We start from the raw sequence: 13773 nt of genomic DNA on the forward strand, positions 1-13773 counted from the left end.
GCTCGGGCCTCGTGATCGGAATGAGCGGCAGCTTGCCGATCATGGCGCAAACCCGCTGCCGCCGCAGCGGGTTTGAACGTCGCCTAGACCCCATCGATGATTTGCGGGACCGTCTCGAAGAAGCTCCGGACCAGCGGGAGGCGCCGCCGCTCCGCCCGGCAGGCGACATATTCGCCGACGCTGAAATCGGCGCCCGTCAGGATCAGCCGCTTCAGATTCGGCTCGGGCCTGAACTCGGCTTCGAAGACGACACCGATGCCGAAGCCGGCCGCGACGGCCTCCCGGACGGCTTCGCGGGACTGCACTTCGAGCAGGTTCATCGGCTTGACCCCGGCCATCGAAAGCCGGTTCTCGAAAACCTCCCGGGTGATGGATCCCCGCTCGCGCAGGACGATATCCTGGCCGGCAAAGGCCTCGATCGGGATGCTGTCGTGCCGCGCCAGCTCGTGATCCGCCGCGATGAACGCGACCAGATGATCCGATCGCAGCTTGATGCTGTAGATGCGCGGGTCGGAGTTCGGGCGGGCCGTTATGGCGACATCGGCCGCGAAATCCATGATCTGGTCGACCACTTCGGACGAGTTGCCGATGGTGAGGGAAAAGGTCAGGCCGGGGTAATTCGCGCGCATCCTGGCCAGGGCCGGCATGACATGCGTCGCGCTATCGGCCGCGATGCGCAGGTGACCGCGCTGCAGGGTTCGCGTGCCCGCCAGGAGCGCCTGCGCCTCGTCCTGCGCGGTGAACAGCCGTGCGGTAATCACGAAGAGGCTTTGGCCGAGCGGCGTCAGCCTGACGTGCCGCCCCATCCGGTCGAAAAGGCGCACGCCATACGCATCCTCGAGCGCCTTCACCTGCGCCGACAGCGTCGGCTGGCTGAGATTGCGGGCCTTTGCCGCGCCGGTGAAGCTCTCGGCTTCGGCCACGGCATGGAACGCGGCAAGGCCGGAATAACTGACGATCATTGCTATAGATCCTGTCTATAGATGACATGCAAACGATGTATTGGACCTATGTCAAGGCGGCGTTCTAGCGTGGGCCATCCGCTGAAGAAACAAGAGCGAGACCGCGCCATGGCCCAAGTCCGACGCCCCGCAACCTCCGAGACCGGCGATCCGCTGCTTCTGACGCCGGGGCCGCTGACGACCAGCAAGGCCATCAAGGAGGCGATGGTCCATGACTGGGGCTCCCGCGACGCCACATTCGTCGGAATCAACAAGGCCGTCATGGACGAGCTGCCCAAGGTCATCCATGGCGAAGCGGATTTCGTCACCGTGCCGATGCAGGGTTCGGGCACCTTCGCCGTCGAGGCGATGCTGACCACTTTCGTGCCCCGTGACGGCAAGATCCTGGTCCTGATCAACGGCGCCTATGGCCAGCGCGCCAAGCGCATCCTGGAGATCGCGGGTCGCTCGGTGGTCGCTCATGAGACGGCCGAGGACACGCCGCCGGATCTGGCGGAGATCGACCGCATGCTGGTCACCGATACCGGCATCACCCATCTCTTCGCGGTTCACTGCGAGACGACGAGCGGCATCCGAAACCCGATCGAGGCCATCGCGGCGCTGGCCAAGCGCCATGGCCGCCGGCTGCTGGTCGACTCGATGAGCGCCTTCGGAGCCCTGCCGCTCGACAGCCGCGAGATATATTTCGACGCGGTCGCGGCGTCGTCGAACAAGTGCATTCAGGGCGTGCCCGGGCTCGGCTTCGTCATCGCCCGCAAGAACGCCCTCGCCGAGACCCAGGGCAACGCCACCACGCTCGTGCTCGATCTTCACGACCAGCATGCCGGTTTCGAGCGCACCGGCCAGTACCGCTTCACCCCGCCGATCCACGTCATCGTCGCCTTCCACGCGGCGCTGCAGGAGTTCTGGGCCGAGGGCGGCGTTGCCGGGCGCGGCGAGCGCTATGCCGAGAACGCCCGCATCCTGATCGAAGGCATGGAGGGGCTCGGTTTCCGCACGCTGCTGCCGGCCGCGCGGCAGGCGCCGATCATCGTCACCTTCCACATGCCGGAGGACAAGCGCTTCGTCTTCCAGCGCTTCTACGACGCGCTGAAGGACGCCGGCTACGTGATCTATCCCGGCAAGCTCACTGTGGCCGACAGCTTCCGTATCGGCTGCATCGGGGCGCTCGGCGCTCAGGACATGCGGGCCTTCGTCGCCACCGTGTCGGATGTGCTCGCCGAGATGGGCGTCGGCCTGAAGTCGGCCGCTTGAGGGAGGTGATGATGAACATGCATTCGAAGGTCGGATCGGATGTCGTCGCGAACGGCCGGGGCTATGCCCGCCCGCAGCGTCCGACAGTGGTGATCTGCATGGACGGCTCGGAGCCGGCCTATATAGAGGCTGCCAGCGCGAAGGGGCTGACGCCCAACCTCGACCGGATCATGCGGACGGGCGCGAGCACGCATGCCTATTCGGTGATCCCGAGCTTCACCAACCCGAACAACCTCTCGATCATCACCGGCCGTCCGCCGGCGGTCCACGGCATCGCCGGAAACTTCTTCTACGACCGCGAGGCGAAGGAGGAGGTGATGATGAACGAGGCCCGCTTCCTGCGCGCGCCGACCATCCTCGCCGAGTTCCAGAAGTCTGGCCTCAAGGTCGCGATGGTCACCGCCAAGGACAAGCTGCGCACCTTGCTCGGCAAGGGCCTCGACTTCACGGCCGGCACCGCCATCGCCTTCTCCTCGGAGAAGGCCGACAAGGCCAACAAGGCCGAGAACGGCATCGAGAGCGTGCTCGACTTCGTCGGGATGCCCGTGCCGTCGGTCTATTCGGCCGATCTCTCGGAGTTCGTCTTCGCCGCCGGCGTCAAGCTGCTGGAGACCTTCAAGCCTGACCTGATGTACCTCTCGACCACCGACTATGTGCAGCATAAGGCGGCGCCCGGTTCGGAGATGGCTGATGCCTTCTACGCCATGTTCGACGGTTATGTCGGCAGGCTCGACGCGCTCGGCTGCACGCTCGTGATCACAGCCGACCACGGCATGAACGACAAGCATCTGCCCAATGGCGAGCCGGACGTCGTCTACCTGCAGAGCCTGATGGATGAATGGTATGGCAAGGGCACGATGCGCGTGATCCTGCCGATCACCGACCCTTACGTGGTCCATCATGGCGCGCTCGGCTCCTTCGCCACGGTCTACCTGCCTGATGGCGCTGACCAGGTGGAGGTCGCGGCCCGCATCTCCGGCCTCGACGGCATCGCGCTGGCGGTGACGTCCGCCGAGGCTTGCGAGCGCTTCGAACTGCCGGCCGACCGGATCGGCGATGTCGTAGTCGTCTCGACGCGACAGAAGGTCATCGGCACCTCGCCTGACAGGCACGATCTCTCCGGCCTGACCGAGCCGCTGCGCTCGCATGGCGGCATCACCGAGCAGCGTGTGCCGATGATCGCCAACCGGCCGATCACCGTCCCCGAAGGACGGGTCCTGCGCAATTTCGACGTCTTCGACGTCGCCCTGAACCTGGTGAACTGAGATGAACGCGACGGTGAGGCCGCCGGTGCGGCGCGAGGCGATGCGCATCGCCGGCAAGCTGGTCACGACCGACGACATGCTCGAGGTCAAGAACCCCTATGACGACAGCGTGGTCGGGCTGATCCCGGCCGCCCGTCCCGAGCATGTGCGCGAGGCCTTCGCCCAGGCGAAGGCGTTCAAGCCGAAGCTGACCCGCTACGAGCGCCAGCAGATCCTGCAGAAGACGGCCGAATTGCTGCGCGACCGCAAGGAGCTGTTCGCCAAGCTGATCACGGCGGAAGCCGGCCTGTGCTGGAAGGATTCGCTCTATGAGGCCAGCCGTGCGTATGACGTCTGGTCCTTCGCGGCCCAACTCACCATCAAGGACGATGGCGAGATGTTCTCCTGCGACATCTCGCCGAACGGCAAGGCGCGCAAGATCTTCACCACGCGCCAGCCGCTGCTCGGCGTGATCTCGGCGATCACCCCGTTCAACCATCCGCTCAACATGGTCAGCCACAAGCTGGCCCCGGCAATCGCGACCAACAACCGCCTCGTGCTGAAGCCGACCGAGCTGACGCCGCTGACCGCATTGGCGCTAGCCGACGTGCTCTACGAGGCCGGCCTGCCGCCGGAGATGCTCTCGGTCGTCACCGGCAACCCCTCGACCATGGGCGACGCGATGATCACCGATCCCGACGCCGACCTGGTGACCTTCACCGGCTCGGTCAGGGTCGGCAAGCACATCGCCGCCCATGCCGGCTACAAGCGCATCGTGCTGGAACTTGGCGGCAACGACCCGCTGATCGTCATGGAGGATGCCGACCTCGACAAGGCGGCCGAGCTCGCCGTCACCGGCGCGACCAAGAACTCGGGCCAGCGCTGCACCGCGGTCAAGCGCATCCTCGTCGTCGAGAGCGTCGCCGACGCCTTCTCCAAGCTGGTGGTCGAGAAGGCCAGGAAGCTGAAATGCGGCGACCCGATGGACCCCGAGACCGATGTCGGCTGCGTCATCAACGCCCGCTCGGCCACGCTTTTCCAGGCTCGCGTCGACGATGCGGTGAGCAAGGGCGCGCAGGTGCTCCACGGCGAGCGCGCGCAGGGTGCGCTGTTCCATCCGACGGTGGTCGACCACATTCCTTATGACTGCGAACTTGTGCACGAAGAGACTTTCGGCCCGGTGATCCCGATCATCCGGGTGCCCGACGACATCGCGGAAGTCATCCGGATCTCGAACTCGACCGCCTATGGCCTGTCCTCCGGCGTCTGCACCAACCGCTTCGACTACATCCAGCGCTTCATCGCCGAGCTCGAGGTCGGCACGGTCAATGTCTGGGAAGTGCCGGGCTACCGGATCGAGATGTCCCCGTTCGGCGGCATCAAGGATTCCGGCCTCGGCTACAAGGAAGGCGTCGTCGAAGCCATGAAGAGCTTCACCAACGTCAAGACCTGGTCCCAGCCCTGGACCGCCTGAAGGCGAAGAACGACCGAAGCCGGCGGCTCGACCCGCCGGCTTTTCCAAATCCAGGGGAATGAAGCGCCGGAAGAGTGCCCAAACTGAACGTAATGAGGGGATGAGAACAATGAAGAGCTGGCTTGCTTCCTGTGTTATCGGCGCTTTCGCACTCGCACTTCCGGGCGCTGCGCAGGCACAAAAGACGAAGGTGACGATCTACACCGCGCTGGAGAACGACCAGCTCGGGCCGTTCAAGGCTTCCATCGAGAAGGCCGTGCCCGACGCGGAAGTGGTCTGGGTTCGCGATTCCACCGGCGTCATCACGGCCCGTTTCCTGGCCGAGAAGGACAATCCGCGTTCCGACATGGTGATGGGCCTCGCCGCGTCGAGCCTGCTGATGTTCGAGAAGGCCGGCCTGCTCGAAACCTACAAGCCTGCCGGCGCCGATGCGCTGAAGCCGGTCTTCCGGGACGGCAACGCTCCCTACACGTGGACCGGCATGGACGCCTATCTCGGCGTCGTCTGCTACAACACCGCCGAAGCCAAGGGCGTCGCGGTACCGAGCTCGTGGAAGGACCTGCTCAACCCGGCATTCAAGGGCAAGATCGTGATGCCCCATCCGGCGTCCTCCGGCACCGGCTATCTGATGGTCGCGGGCTGGCTGCAGAGCATGGGCGAGGCCGAGGGCTGGAAGTTCATGGACGGGCTGCACGAGAACATCGCGGCCTATCTGCATTCGGGTTCGGCGCCCTGCGTCCAGGCGGCGCGCGGCGAGCGCACCATCGGCCTGGCTCTCGACATGCGCGGCGCCGCCGAGAAGACCAAGGGCGCGCCGATCGAGGTCGTGATCCCGAAAGAGGGCGTAGGCTGGGAGATGGAAGCGAGCGCCATCGTCAAGGGCTCGAAGAACCTCGCCGTCGCGAAGAAGATCGCCGACTGGTCGACGACCAAGCAAGCGAACGAGCTCTACTCGAAGACCTATGCCATCGTGGCTGCGCCGGGCGTCGAGAACAAGCCGACGAACTACCCCGCCAACGCCGAAGCCGGGATGATCAAGAACGACCTGTCCTGGATGGCGGATAATCGTGAGCGTGTGCTCGCCGAATGGTCCAAGCGCTACGAATCCAAGGCCGCGCCAAAGAACTGAAGGCTGCCAAACCGCCCCGACCCGCTGAAGCGGGCGGGGCGGTACGGCTTATGCAAGCGCGGGGGTGACGGACTCAAGCCCTTGCTGGCCCTCCAGGCATAGTGCCGGGCGTTCAGAGGAAGGTCTTTACGATGACCACGAACACGAACCCTTTTCTCTCGATCCGCAAGGTAGCGAAGAGCTTCGGCGCCTTCCAGGCCCTGCGCAGCATCGATCTCGACATCCGTCGTGGCGAATTCGTCTGCTTCCTCGGCCCTTCCGGCTGCGGCAAGACGACCCTGTTGCGGGCGATTGCCGGCCTCGATCTTCAGGACAGCGGCAGCATCCATATGGGCGGGCGCGATGTGTCCCGCGCGAGCCCGGCGGAACGCGATTTCGGGATCGTCTTCCAGTCCTACGCGCTGTTTCCCAATCTGACGGTCACGGACAATGTCGGCTACGGCCTCGTCAACCGCCGCCGTCCTGCGCGTGATATCGCCCGCCGCGCCGACGAGCTTCTGGAACTGGTCGGCCTCACGGATCAGGGGAAGAAATATCCCATCCAGCTTTCGGGCGGGCAGCAGCAGCGCGTGGCCCTCGCCCGCGCGCTCGCGACCTCGCCGGAGCTTCTCCTGCTCGACGAGCCGCTCTCGGCGCTCGACGCCAAGGTCAGGGTGAGGCTCCGCGACGAGATGCGTTCGCTGCAGCAGCGTCTCAGCGTGACCACGATCATGGTCACGCACGACCAGGAGGAAGCGCTCGCCATGGCCGACCGCATCGTCGTGATGAGCAACGGCGCCGTCGAGCAGGTGGGCACCCCCGAGGAAATCTACCGCCGTCCGGCGACGCCCTTCGTCGCGGACTTCGTCGGCCACATGACATTTCTCGATGCGATCGTCACCGGCCCGGGCCGTGTGCGTGTCGATGAGCTCGATCTTCTCGTCGCCAATGCCGCGCCCTTCGCGGTGGGCACGCCGGTGCGGCTCGCCATGCGCCCCGAGGAGGTCCGCACCCGCAGCATCACCGCCGACACGCCCAACAGCTTCGAGGCGCGCATTGGCGATCTCGCCTTCCTCGGTTCGTATTGCCGGGCGCATCTGGAGCCGACCGGTTCCCGCACGACGCGCATCGCGGCCGATTTCTCGACCAATGCGATGCGTGATCTCGGCATCTCGCCCGGGCAGGTGCGCGCGGTCGCCTTCCCGCCGGAAGCCCTGCATGTCTTTGCGGGGAGCGGACGATGAGCGACGCCGCTCGCCCGCTCGCCATGACCGCGCCGGCCGTGAAGGTGTCGCCGCCTCGCATCATCGAGCGTCAGGTCGCCGGGGCGCTGATCCTGGCGCTCTGTGCCGTGCTGGTCCTCATTATCGCCCTGCCGCTCTGGGCGCTGCTGTCCAAGAGCCTCGAGGATGTCGACGGCCGCTTCGTCGGGCTGGCGAACTTCGTCAGCTATGCGACGACGCCGACGCTGCTCTCCTCGCTCACTAACAGCCTGTTCGTTGCCAGCATAACCACGGCGATCGTGGTCCCCGTCGCCTTTCTCTATGCCTATGCCCTGCGGCGGAGCTGCATCCCCGGCAAGGGCCTGTTCTATGCCGCGGCGATGATCCCGGTCTTCGCGCCCTCGCTCCTGTCGGGCCTGGCGCTGATCTACATCTTCGGCAATCAGGGCATCCTCAAATCCTGGATGATGGGCGCCTCGCTCTACGGACCCGTCGGCATCATCGCCGCGGAGGCGCTCTACAGCTTTCCCCACGCCATGCTGATCCTCGTCACGGCGCTCGCATTGTCCGACGGGCGGCTGCGCGAGGCGGCCGAGGCGATGGGCACCACGCGCTGGCGGATCTTCCGCACGATCACCCTACCGGGTGCGCGCTACGGCGTGATCAGCGCCGCGTTCGTGGTATTCACCCTCGTCATCACCGATTTCGGTATTCCCAAGGTTATCGGCGGGCAGTTCAGCGTGCTCGCGACGGACGCCTATCGGCAGGTCGTCGGCCAGCAGAACTTCCCGATGGGCGCCGTCGTCGGCATCATCCTGCTGGTCCCGGCCGTGCTCGCCTTCTTCGCAGACCGCGTGGTCCAGCGGCGGCAGAGCGCAATGCTCTCGGCCCGGGCCGTGCCCTATGCGCCGCGCCCGGACCGGCGCCGGGACCTCACCTTGCTCGGTTTCGTCGCGGTGATGGCGCTCGCCATCGTCGGGCCCTATGCGATCGCGTTCTGGGGCTCCTTCGTCAAATACTGGCCCTACAACCTCTCGCTGACGCTGGGCAATTACGACTTCGCGGCGGTGGAGCCCGACGGCTGGGCCACCTATGGCAACTCGCTGCTGCTCGCCTCGCTGACGGCGGTGATCGGCACGGCGCTGATCTTCACCGGCGCCTATCTGATCGAGAAGGTGAAGCTGTTCCCGCAATTGCGCGCCTTCGCCCAGTTCCTGGCGATGCTGCCGATGGCGGTGCCCGGCCTCGTGCTCGGCCTCGGCTACGTCTTCTTCTTCAACGCGAACTGGAACCCGCTCGGCTTTCTCTATGGGACGCTGACGATCCTCGTGATCAACACCATCGCGCATTTCTACACGGTGGGGCACATCACGGCGCTGACGAGCCTGAAGCAGCTCGACGGCGAGTTCGAGTCGGTCTCCGCCTCGCTGAAGGTGCCGTTCTGGTCGACCTTTCGACGGGTGACCGCGCCGATTTGCCTGCCGGCGATCCTCGACATCGCGGTCTATGTCTTCGTCAACGCCCTGACCACGGTCTCCGCCGTGATCTTCCTCTATGGCGCGGATACCAAGCTCGCCTCGATCGCGATCGTGCATATGGACGAAGCCGGGGCGATGGCCTCCGCCGCTGGCATGGCGAGCGTCATCATGCTCACCGCCATCGCCGTCAAGCTCGCCCATGCCGGCCTCGACCGGCTTGTCTTCGGCCGCCTGCAGCGCTGGCGCGACCGCTAGCGGTGCCGGCGTGACAGGGCGGACGGCGAGATAGATCCTTCGTTTTCTCGACTGTCCAGCTAAGGATCCAAACATGCGCCTTGGCGTCATCGCCGACATTCACGGAAACCTGCTGGCGCTTGAGGCCGTCCTTGCGAAGCTGGATGATCTCGGCGTCGACCGGATCGTCAATCTCGGCGACTGCGCCTCCGGCCCGCTCTGGCCGGCCGAAACCGTGGCGCTGCTCCGGTCGCGCGGGATGAGCCATGTCCGCGGCAATCATGATCGTGCCCTCGGTGCTCCATCGCCCGAGGGGCTCGGAGCGTCCGACGGTTTCGCATGGCGCGCGCTCGACGCCGATGCACGCAGCTGGCTCGCCGGGCTGCCCGTCGAGCTTAGGCTCGGAGAGGCATTCTGCTTTCATGCCGGCCCGGGCTGCGACGACACTTATCTGATGGAGGAGGTCCGGGACGGCCGCCTCCTGCCGGCCCCGATCGCCACCATCGAGGAACGGCTGGCAGGGCAGGCGGCGCCCTTGATGCTCTGCGCCCACAGCCATCTCGCCCGCACGGTGCGGCTGGGCTCGGGAACCATCGTCCTCAACCCCGGCAGCGTCGGAAACCCGGCCTACCACTCGCTGGGGCCGGCCCATGTCGCCGAGAGCGGCATGCCCCATGCCCGTTGCGCCGTGGTCACGACCGGGGCGGGCATCGCGGCGGAACTGCATCTCGTCGGCTATGATTGGGAAAGGGCGGCGCGCCAGGCGGATGCGAACGGCCGCCGGGACTGGGCCTACGCCCTGCGGACGGGCCAGGCGCTGCCTGGGGGCTGAAACCGGCGCGGCGCCGTCAGGTCCGCGTCGCACGCGCCATGTCGAAGAACGCCTTGATGGTCTTGCTGTTGCGGCGCTCGTGCAGGCAGATCAACTTCTCCTGCATCGCGAGCGGAGGGCCGTCGAGCGGGAGCCGGACCAGCGCAGGATCGTCGTCGCCGAACTCGGCAGCCGACACGAAGCCTATGCCTCCACCCGCCGCGACGATCGCCCGCACGGCCTCCCGCCCTTCCGCTTCGACGGCGCAGTGCAATGCGACTCCGCGCTCCGCCGCGCGCTGCTCAAGCAGTTGGCGTGTGCGCGAGCCCGGCTCGCGCAGCACCAGCGGCCAGGCTTCGAGCTCTTCGAGCGAAAGGCTTTTCCGGCCGGCGGCCGGATGGCTGCGGGCGGCGAAGGCGATGATCGGCGAGACGTTGAGCGGCAGCACCTCGAACGGCCTGTCATCGGCCAGCTCTCCGAGGACGCCGACCTCGGCATCGTAGCCGATCAGCGTATCGACGACGCTGCCGGTATTGCCGCGCGAGATGCTGATCTGGATGCCCGGATGGCGCTCGCGGAACGCCGTCAGCACGTCGAGCACGTGATGGACGGAGTCGGCGACGATGCGCAGCGCGCCGGACCGCAGCGAGCGCTCTTCCTGCAACATGTCGAGCGCCTCGGCTTCCGCTCCGAACAGCCGGTGCGTCAGGGCCAGCAATCGCCGGCCGGCCGCCGTGAGCACGACCTGCCGGTGACTCCTGCTGAACAAGGCGACGTCGTACTCCTCCTCCAGCCGCCTGACCTGGTCGGAGATTGCCGGCTGCGTGAGGTGCAGGGCTTGCGCCGCCTTCGAGAAGCCGCCGGCCATCGCGACATGATGGAAGGCGCGGAGCTGGACGTAGCGCATGGAAAATGTCCGGAAGCGATGTATCGTCAAAATTTATAATAGCATCTGAATTAACGATTTTTCAGATCGAAGGGAAATCGGCCATCTTCACCCTCGACCGGCCGCGAGAGCCGCGACAAGGGACACGTCATGCAGGCCGGAACCGCCACGATCATCCATACCGAAGGCGAGTCGAATACCTCTGTTGCGCGCAGCGGCTGGACGGCGGCCATCACCGATACCGGAACGCGGGACCTGCTGGCGCGGGACGCGAACGCCTTCCTGCATCAGAGCCTGTCGAGCCCCTGCCTGACCGCCATCGCGAAGGCGGAGGGCATCTGGATCGAGGATACCAATGGCCGCCGCTACATGGATTTTCACGGCAACAGCGTCCACCATATCGGCTACGGGCATCCGCGCCTGAAAGAGGCGATCAAGGCGCAGCTCGATGCGCTGAGCTTCGCGCCGCGGCGCTTCACCTGCGAGCCGGCAGTCGAGCTCGCCGAGACGCTCGGGCGGCTGGCGCCGGGCAGTCTCGGCAAGGTGCTCTTCACCACCGGCGGCTCGGACGCGATCGAGGTGGCGCTGCGGCTCGCCCGCGCCGCGACCGGCCGGTTCAAGACGCTGTCCTTCTGGGATGCGTTCCACGGCGCCGGCTTCGGAGCTTCCAGCGTCGGTGGCGAGGCGACCTTCCGCTCCGGCATCGCCGGCCCCCTCCTGCCGGGCGCCGAGCATGTCGCGCCCTGGGGCAGCCGCAACTGCGCCTATGGTCATGACAGCCTGGAGGAATCGGCCCGCGCCTGCGCCCGGATGATCTCCTATGTGCTGGCAAAGGAGGGCGATATTGCCGCGGTCGTCGCCGAGCCGATGCGCGCCACGCCGTCGCCGCCGGCACCCGGCTTCTGGAAAAGCGTGCGCGAGGCCTGCGACCGGCACGGCACGCTGCTGATCTTCGACGAAATCCCCACCGGGCTCGGCAAGACCGGGCGCTTCTTCGCCCATGAACATGACGAGGCCGAGCCCGACATGGTCGTCCTCGGCAAGGCGCTGGGCGGCGGCATCCTGCCGATTGCCGCCGTCATCGCCCGGCGCGAGCTCGATGTCGCCGGAGGCTACGCCATCGGCCACTACACCCATGAGAAGAACCCGGTCACCACCCGCGCGGCCCTGACGACGATCAACATCATCCGTGAGGAGGGGCTGACGGAGCGGGCCGCGGAACTCGGCGCATATGCAATGGCGCGGCTGCGGGCTTTCGGTGAAGGCTGCCCGGCCGTCGGCGACGTTCGCGGGCGCGGGCTGCTGTTCGGCGTGGAACTCGTCTCCGACCGTAACGACTTCACGCCGGACAATGGCCTGGCCGAGCGCGCCTATTATCGCTGCCTCGAAGCCGGCCTGAGCTTCAAGATCAGCCAGGGCAACGTGCTGACCCTGTCCCCGCCGATGGTGATTACCCGCGCCGAGCTCGACTGGGCGCTCGGCATCGTCGAGCAGGCTATCCTGGCGGGCTGAGGAGCATGGCGATGAAGGCGGTCCGCACCGACCGGGAACTCGAATGCCCTGAGATCGACGAGGGCCTGCGCGCCCGCGGCGTCGAGCTCGTGACGCTGCCCGACGGCATATCCGAGGAGGCGTTGATCGCGGCGGTTGCCGACGCCGACCTGCTGCTGATGTGCTACACGCCGGTCACGGCCAGGGTGATCGCCGCGGCGAAGCGGCTGAAGGGAATCGTCAAATACGGCGTCGGCATCGACGCGATCGATATCCCCGCCGCGATCGCGCGGGGCATCCCCGTCGTCAACGTACCCGAATATGCCGAGGAGACGGTGGCCGAGGGCGCTTTCGCCCTGATGATCGCGCTGGCGAAGCGGATGCCGGCGATCAGCCGCGCCGTGCAGGAGGATGGCTGGGTCTGGCCGTCCGGGCGTTGGCTCGGCTGCGATCTCACCGGCAAGACGCTTGGCATCGTAGGCGCAGGCAAGATCGGCAGCAGCATGGCCCGCATGGCGGGGCTGGGCTTCCGCGCCCGGGTACTCGGCTACGACCCGCACGTCGATGCGGCGGCCATGGCCATGCGGGGCATGGCGAAGGTCGACGATCTCCACACGATGCTGAGGCAATGCGATGTCGTTTCGCTGCATTGCGTCCTCAACGACGCGACGCGCCATCTTCTCGGCCGCGAAGAACTCGCCTGCCTCAGGCCCGGAGCTATTCTCGTCAATGTCTCGCGCGGCGGGCTGATCGACGAAGCCGCTCTGGTCGAAACCGTCCTCGCCGGCCGTCTCGGCGGGGTCGGGCTCGACGTCTACGGCCAGGAGCCGCTCGCCCGGGAGGGGCATCCGCTCAGCCCGCTGTTCGGGCGCGACGACGTGATCCTGTTCCCGCACCTGACCTTCTTCACCGCCGAGGCAATGCAGCGATTGACGGAAGATACGCTCGCGCGCTGCTTCGAGATTCTCGATGGGCGCACGGTGCGGGTCCGCTCACGCGATCCGCGCCTGCTGGCTCAGGCGGGCAATATTGTCTTTGCCTGAACCGTCGGCTGGCCGTCCGGGCATCGGGCGCGCAGCCGCGCTTGCTGCGATCCGCTCTGCCGCCGAGACCGTGTTGACCAGCAGCATGGTCACCGTCATCGGGCCGACGCCGCCGGGAACGGGCGTGATGTAGGACGCCTTGGCTCTGACGGCGTCGAAGTCGACATCGCCCTGCAGCTTGCCCTGCGGGTCGCGGTTGATGCCGACATCGATCACGACGGCTCCGGTGCGGACCATCTGCGCTCCGATCAGCCCGGCGACGCCGGCCGCCACGACCAATATGTCTGCCAGGATGGTGTACTGAGCGAGATCGCGCGTCTTGGCGTGGCACACCGAGACGGTAGCGTCGCTCGCCATCATCATCAGCGCCATCGGCTTGCCGACGATGTTGCTGGCTCCGACGATCGTGACGTTGCGGCCCTCGACCGGAATCGCAGCGTGATCGAGCATGCGCATCACGCCCATAGGGCGTGCAGGGCGAGAAGACCGTCCTGCCGACGACGAGGCCGCCGACATTGTAGAGATGGAAGCCGTCCACATCCTTGTCGACCGAGATCGCCCGCAG

Annotated in this window: 12 protein-coding genes; 9 read left to right on the forward strand and 3 right to left on the reverse strand. The window is 66.5% G+C overall.

Annotated elements, in window-relative coordinates; genetic code table 11:
• Positions 1-83 precede the first annotated feature (83 nt).
• Positions 84-962 (reverse strand): LysR substrate-binding domain-containing protein, encoded by an 879-nt coding sequence (locus NWE53_RS23410; RefSeq protein WP_265051725.1) that lies wholly within the window; start codon positions 960-962, stop codon positions 84-86.
• 108 nt (positions 963-1070) lie between these two features.
• Here NWE53_RS23410 and NWE53_RS23415 point away from each other — a divergent pair, with 108 nt between their 5' ends.
• The 7 genes from NWE53_RS23415 to NWE53_RS23445 all read left to right on the forward strand — a co-directional run bounded on the left by NWE53_RS23415 (position 1071) and on the right by NWE53_RS23445 (position 9809).
• A complete protein-coding gene (locus NWE53_RS23415) occupies positions 1071-2216 on the forward strand; it encodes a 2-aminoethylphosphonate--pyruvate transaminase (protein ID WP_265051726.1) in 1146 nt (381 codons plus the stop codon).
• 11 nt (positions 2217-2227) lie between these two features.
• Complete coding sequence (phnA, locus tag NWE53_RS23420; RefSeq protein WP_265051727.1) at positions 2228-3481, forward strand: phosphonoacetate hydrolase; 1254 nt, start codon at positions 2228-2230, stop codon at positions 3479-3481.
• Position 3482: 1 nt separating this feature from the next.
• On the forward strand, positions 3483-4934 hold the full coding sequence (phnY, locus tag NWE53_RS23425) for a phosphonoacetaldehyde dehydrogenase (protein ID WP_265051728.1): 1452 nt from the start codon (positions 3483-3485) through the stop codon (positions 4932-4934).
• A gap of 109 nt (positions 4935-5043) precedes the next feature.
• Positions 5044-6063 carry a putative 2-aminoethylphosphonate ABC transporter substrate-binding protein gene (locus NWE53_RS23430; RefSeq protein ID WP_265051729.1) on the forward strand — a complete coding sequence of 340 codons (1020 nt, stop codon included), beginning with the start codon at positions 5044-5046 and terminating at the stop codon, positions 6061-6063.
• A gap of 131 nt (positions 6064-6194) precedes the next feature.
• Positions 6195-7286 (forward strand): putative 2-aminoethylphosphonate ABC transporter ATP-binding protein, encoded by a 1092-nt coding sequence (locus NWE53_RS23435; protein ID WP_265051730.1) that lies wholly within the window; start codon positions 6195-6197, stop codon positions 7284-7286.
• The gene (locus tag NWE53_RS23440) at positions 7283-8998 is read left to right on the forward strand and encodes a putative 2-aminoethylphosphonate ABC transporter permease subunit (RefSeq protein ID WP_265051731.1); all 1716 of its coding nucleotides are present in this window, start codon (positions 7283-7285) and stop codon (positions 8996-8998) included. The genes NWE53_RS23435 and NWE53_RS23440 overlap by 4 nt, the downstream gene beginning before the upstream one ends.
• 73 nt (positions 8999-9071) lie before the next feature.
• Complete coding sequence (locus tag NWE53_RS23445) at positions 9072-9809, forward strand: metallophosphoesterase family protein (RefSeq protein ID WP_265051732.1); 738 nt, start codon at positions 9072-9074, stop codon at positions 9807-9809.
• 16 nt (positions 9810-9825) lie between these two features.
• Here NWE53_RS23445 and NWE53_RS23450 read toward each other — a convergent pair whose 3' ends face one another.
• The gene (locus NWE53_RS23450) at positions 9826-10695 is read right to left on the reverse strand and encodes a LysR substrate-binding domain-containing protein (RefSeq protein WP_265051733.1); all 870 of its coding nucleotides are present in this window, start codon (positions 10693-10695) and stop codon (positions 9826-9828) included.
• A 129-nt stretch (positions 10696-10824) separates the two neighbouring features.
• Here NWE53_RS23450 and pbfA point away from each other — a divergent pair, with 129 nt between their 5' ends.
• Both pbfA and NWE53_RS23460 read left to right on the forward strand, forming a co-directional pair.
• Positions 10825-12186 carry a (R)-1-hydroxy-2-aminoethylphosphonate ammonia-lyase gene (gene pbfA, locus NWE53_RS23455; RefSeq protein WP_265051734.1) on the forward strand — a complete coding sequence of 454 codons (1362 nt, stop codon included), beginning with the start codon at positions 10825-10827 and terminating at the stop codon, positions 12184-12186.
• Positions 12187-12197: 11 nt separating this feature from the next.
• A complete protein-coding gene (locus NWE53_RS23460) occupies positions 12198-13208 on the forward strand; it encodes a 2-hydroxyacid dehydrogenase (RefSeq protein WP_265051735.1) in 1011 nt (336 codons plus the stop codon).
• Here the strand turns inward: NWE53_RS23460 and NWE53_RS29920 are convergent.
• Positions 13158-13658 carry a Rossmann-fold NAD(P)-binding domain-containing protein gene (locus tag NWE53_RS29920; RefSeq protein WP_265051736.1) on the reverse strand — a complete coding sequence of 167 codons (501 nt, stop codon included), beginning with the start codon at positions 13656-13658 and terminating at the stop codon, positions 13158-13160. The genes NWE53_RS23460 and NWE53_RS29920 overlap by 51 nt on opposite strands.
• Positions 13659-13773 lie beyond the last annotated feature (115 nt).

The organism is Bosea sp. NBC_00550, from assembly GCF_026020075.1.
Classification (GTDB): Bacteria; Pseudomonadota; Alphaproteobacteria; order Rhizobiales; family Beijerinckiaceae; genus Allobosea.

Excerpts from the sequence above, each read along its gene's own strand:
- pbfA (WP_265051734.1), top strand. The coding sequence starts at position 10,825 with ATGCAGGCCGGAACCGCCACGATCATCCATACCGAAGGCGAGTCGAAT.
- NWE53_RS23430 (WP_265051729.1), top strand. The coding sequence starts at position 5,044 with ATGAAGAGCTGGCTTGCTTCCTGTGTTATCGGCGCTTTCGCACTCGCA.
- NWE53_RS23415 (WP_265051726.1), top strand. The coding sequence starts at position 1,071 with ATGGCCCAAGTCCGACGCCCCGCAACCTCCGAGACCGGCGATCCGCTG.
- NWE53_RS23450 (WP_265051733.1), bottom strand. The coding sequence starts at position 10,695 with ATGCGCTACGTCCAGCTCCGCGCCTTCCATCATGTCGCGATGGCCGGC.
- NWE53_RS23435 (WP_265051730.1), top strand. The coding sequence starts at position 6,195 with ATGACCACGAACACGAACCCTTTTCTCTCGATCCGCAAGGTAGCGAAG.
- NWE53_RS29920 (WP_265051736.1), bottom strand. The coding sequence starts at position 13,658 with ATGCTCGATCACGCTGCGATTCCGGTCGAGGGCCGCAACGTCACGATC.
- NWE53_RS23460 (WP_265051735.1), top strand. The coding sequence starts at position 12,198 with ATGAAGGCGGTCCGCACCGACCGGGAACTCGAATGCCCTGAGATCGAC.
- NWE53_RS23410 (WP_265051725.1), bottom strand. The coding sequence starts at position 962 with ATGATCGTCAGTTATTCCGGCCTTGCCGCGTTCCATGCCGTGGCCGAA.
- phnA (WP_265051727.1), top strand. The coding sequence starts at position 2,228 with ATGAACATGCATTCGAAGGTCGGATCGGATGTCGTCGCGAACGGCCGG.
- NWE53_RS23445 (WP_265051732.1), top strand. The coding sequence starts at position 9,072 with ATGCGCCTTGGCGTCATCGCCGACATTCACGGAAACCTGCTGGCGCTT.
- phnY (WP_265051728.1), top strand. The coding sequence starts at position 3,483 with ATGAACGCGACGGTGAGGCCGCCGGTGCGGCGCGAGGCGATGCGCATC.
- NWE53_RS23440 (WP_265051731.1), top strand. The coding sequence starts at position 7,283 with ATGAGCGACGCCGCTCGCCCGCTCGCCATGACCGCGCCGGCCGTGAAG.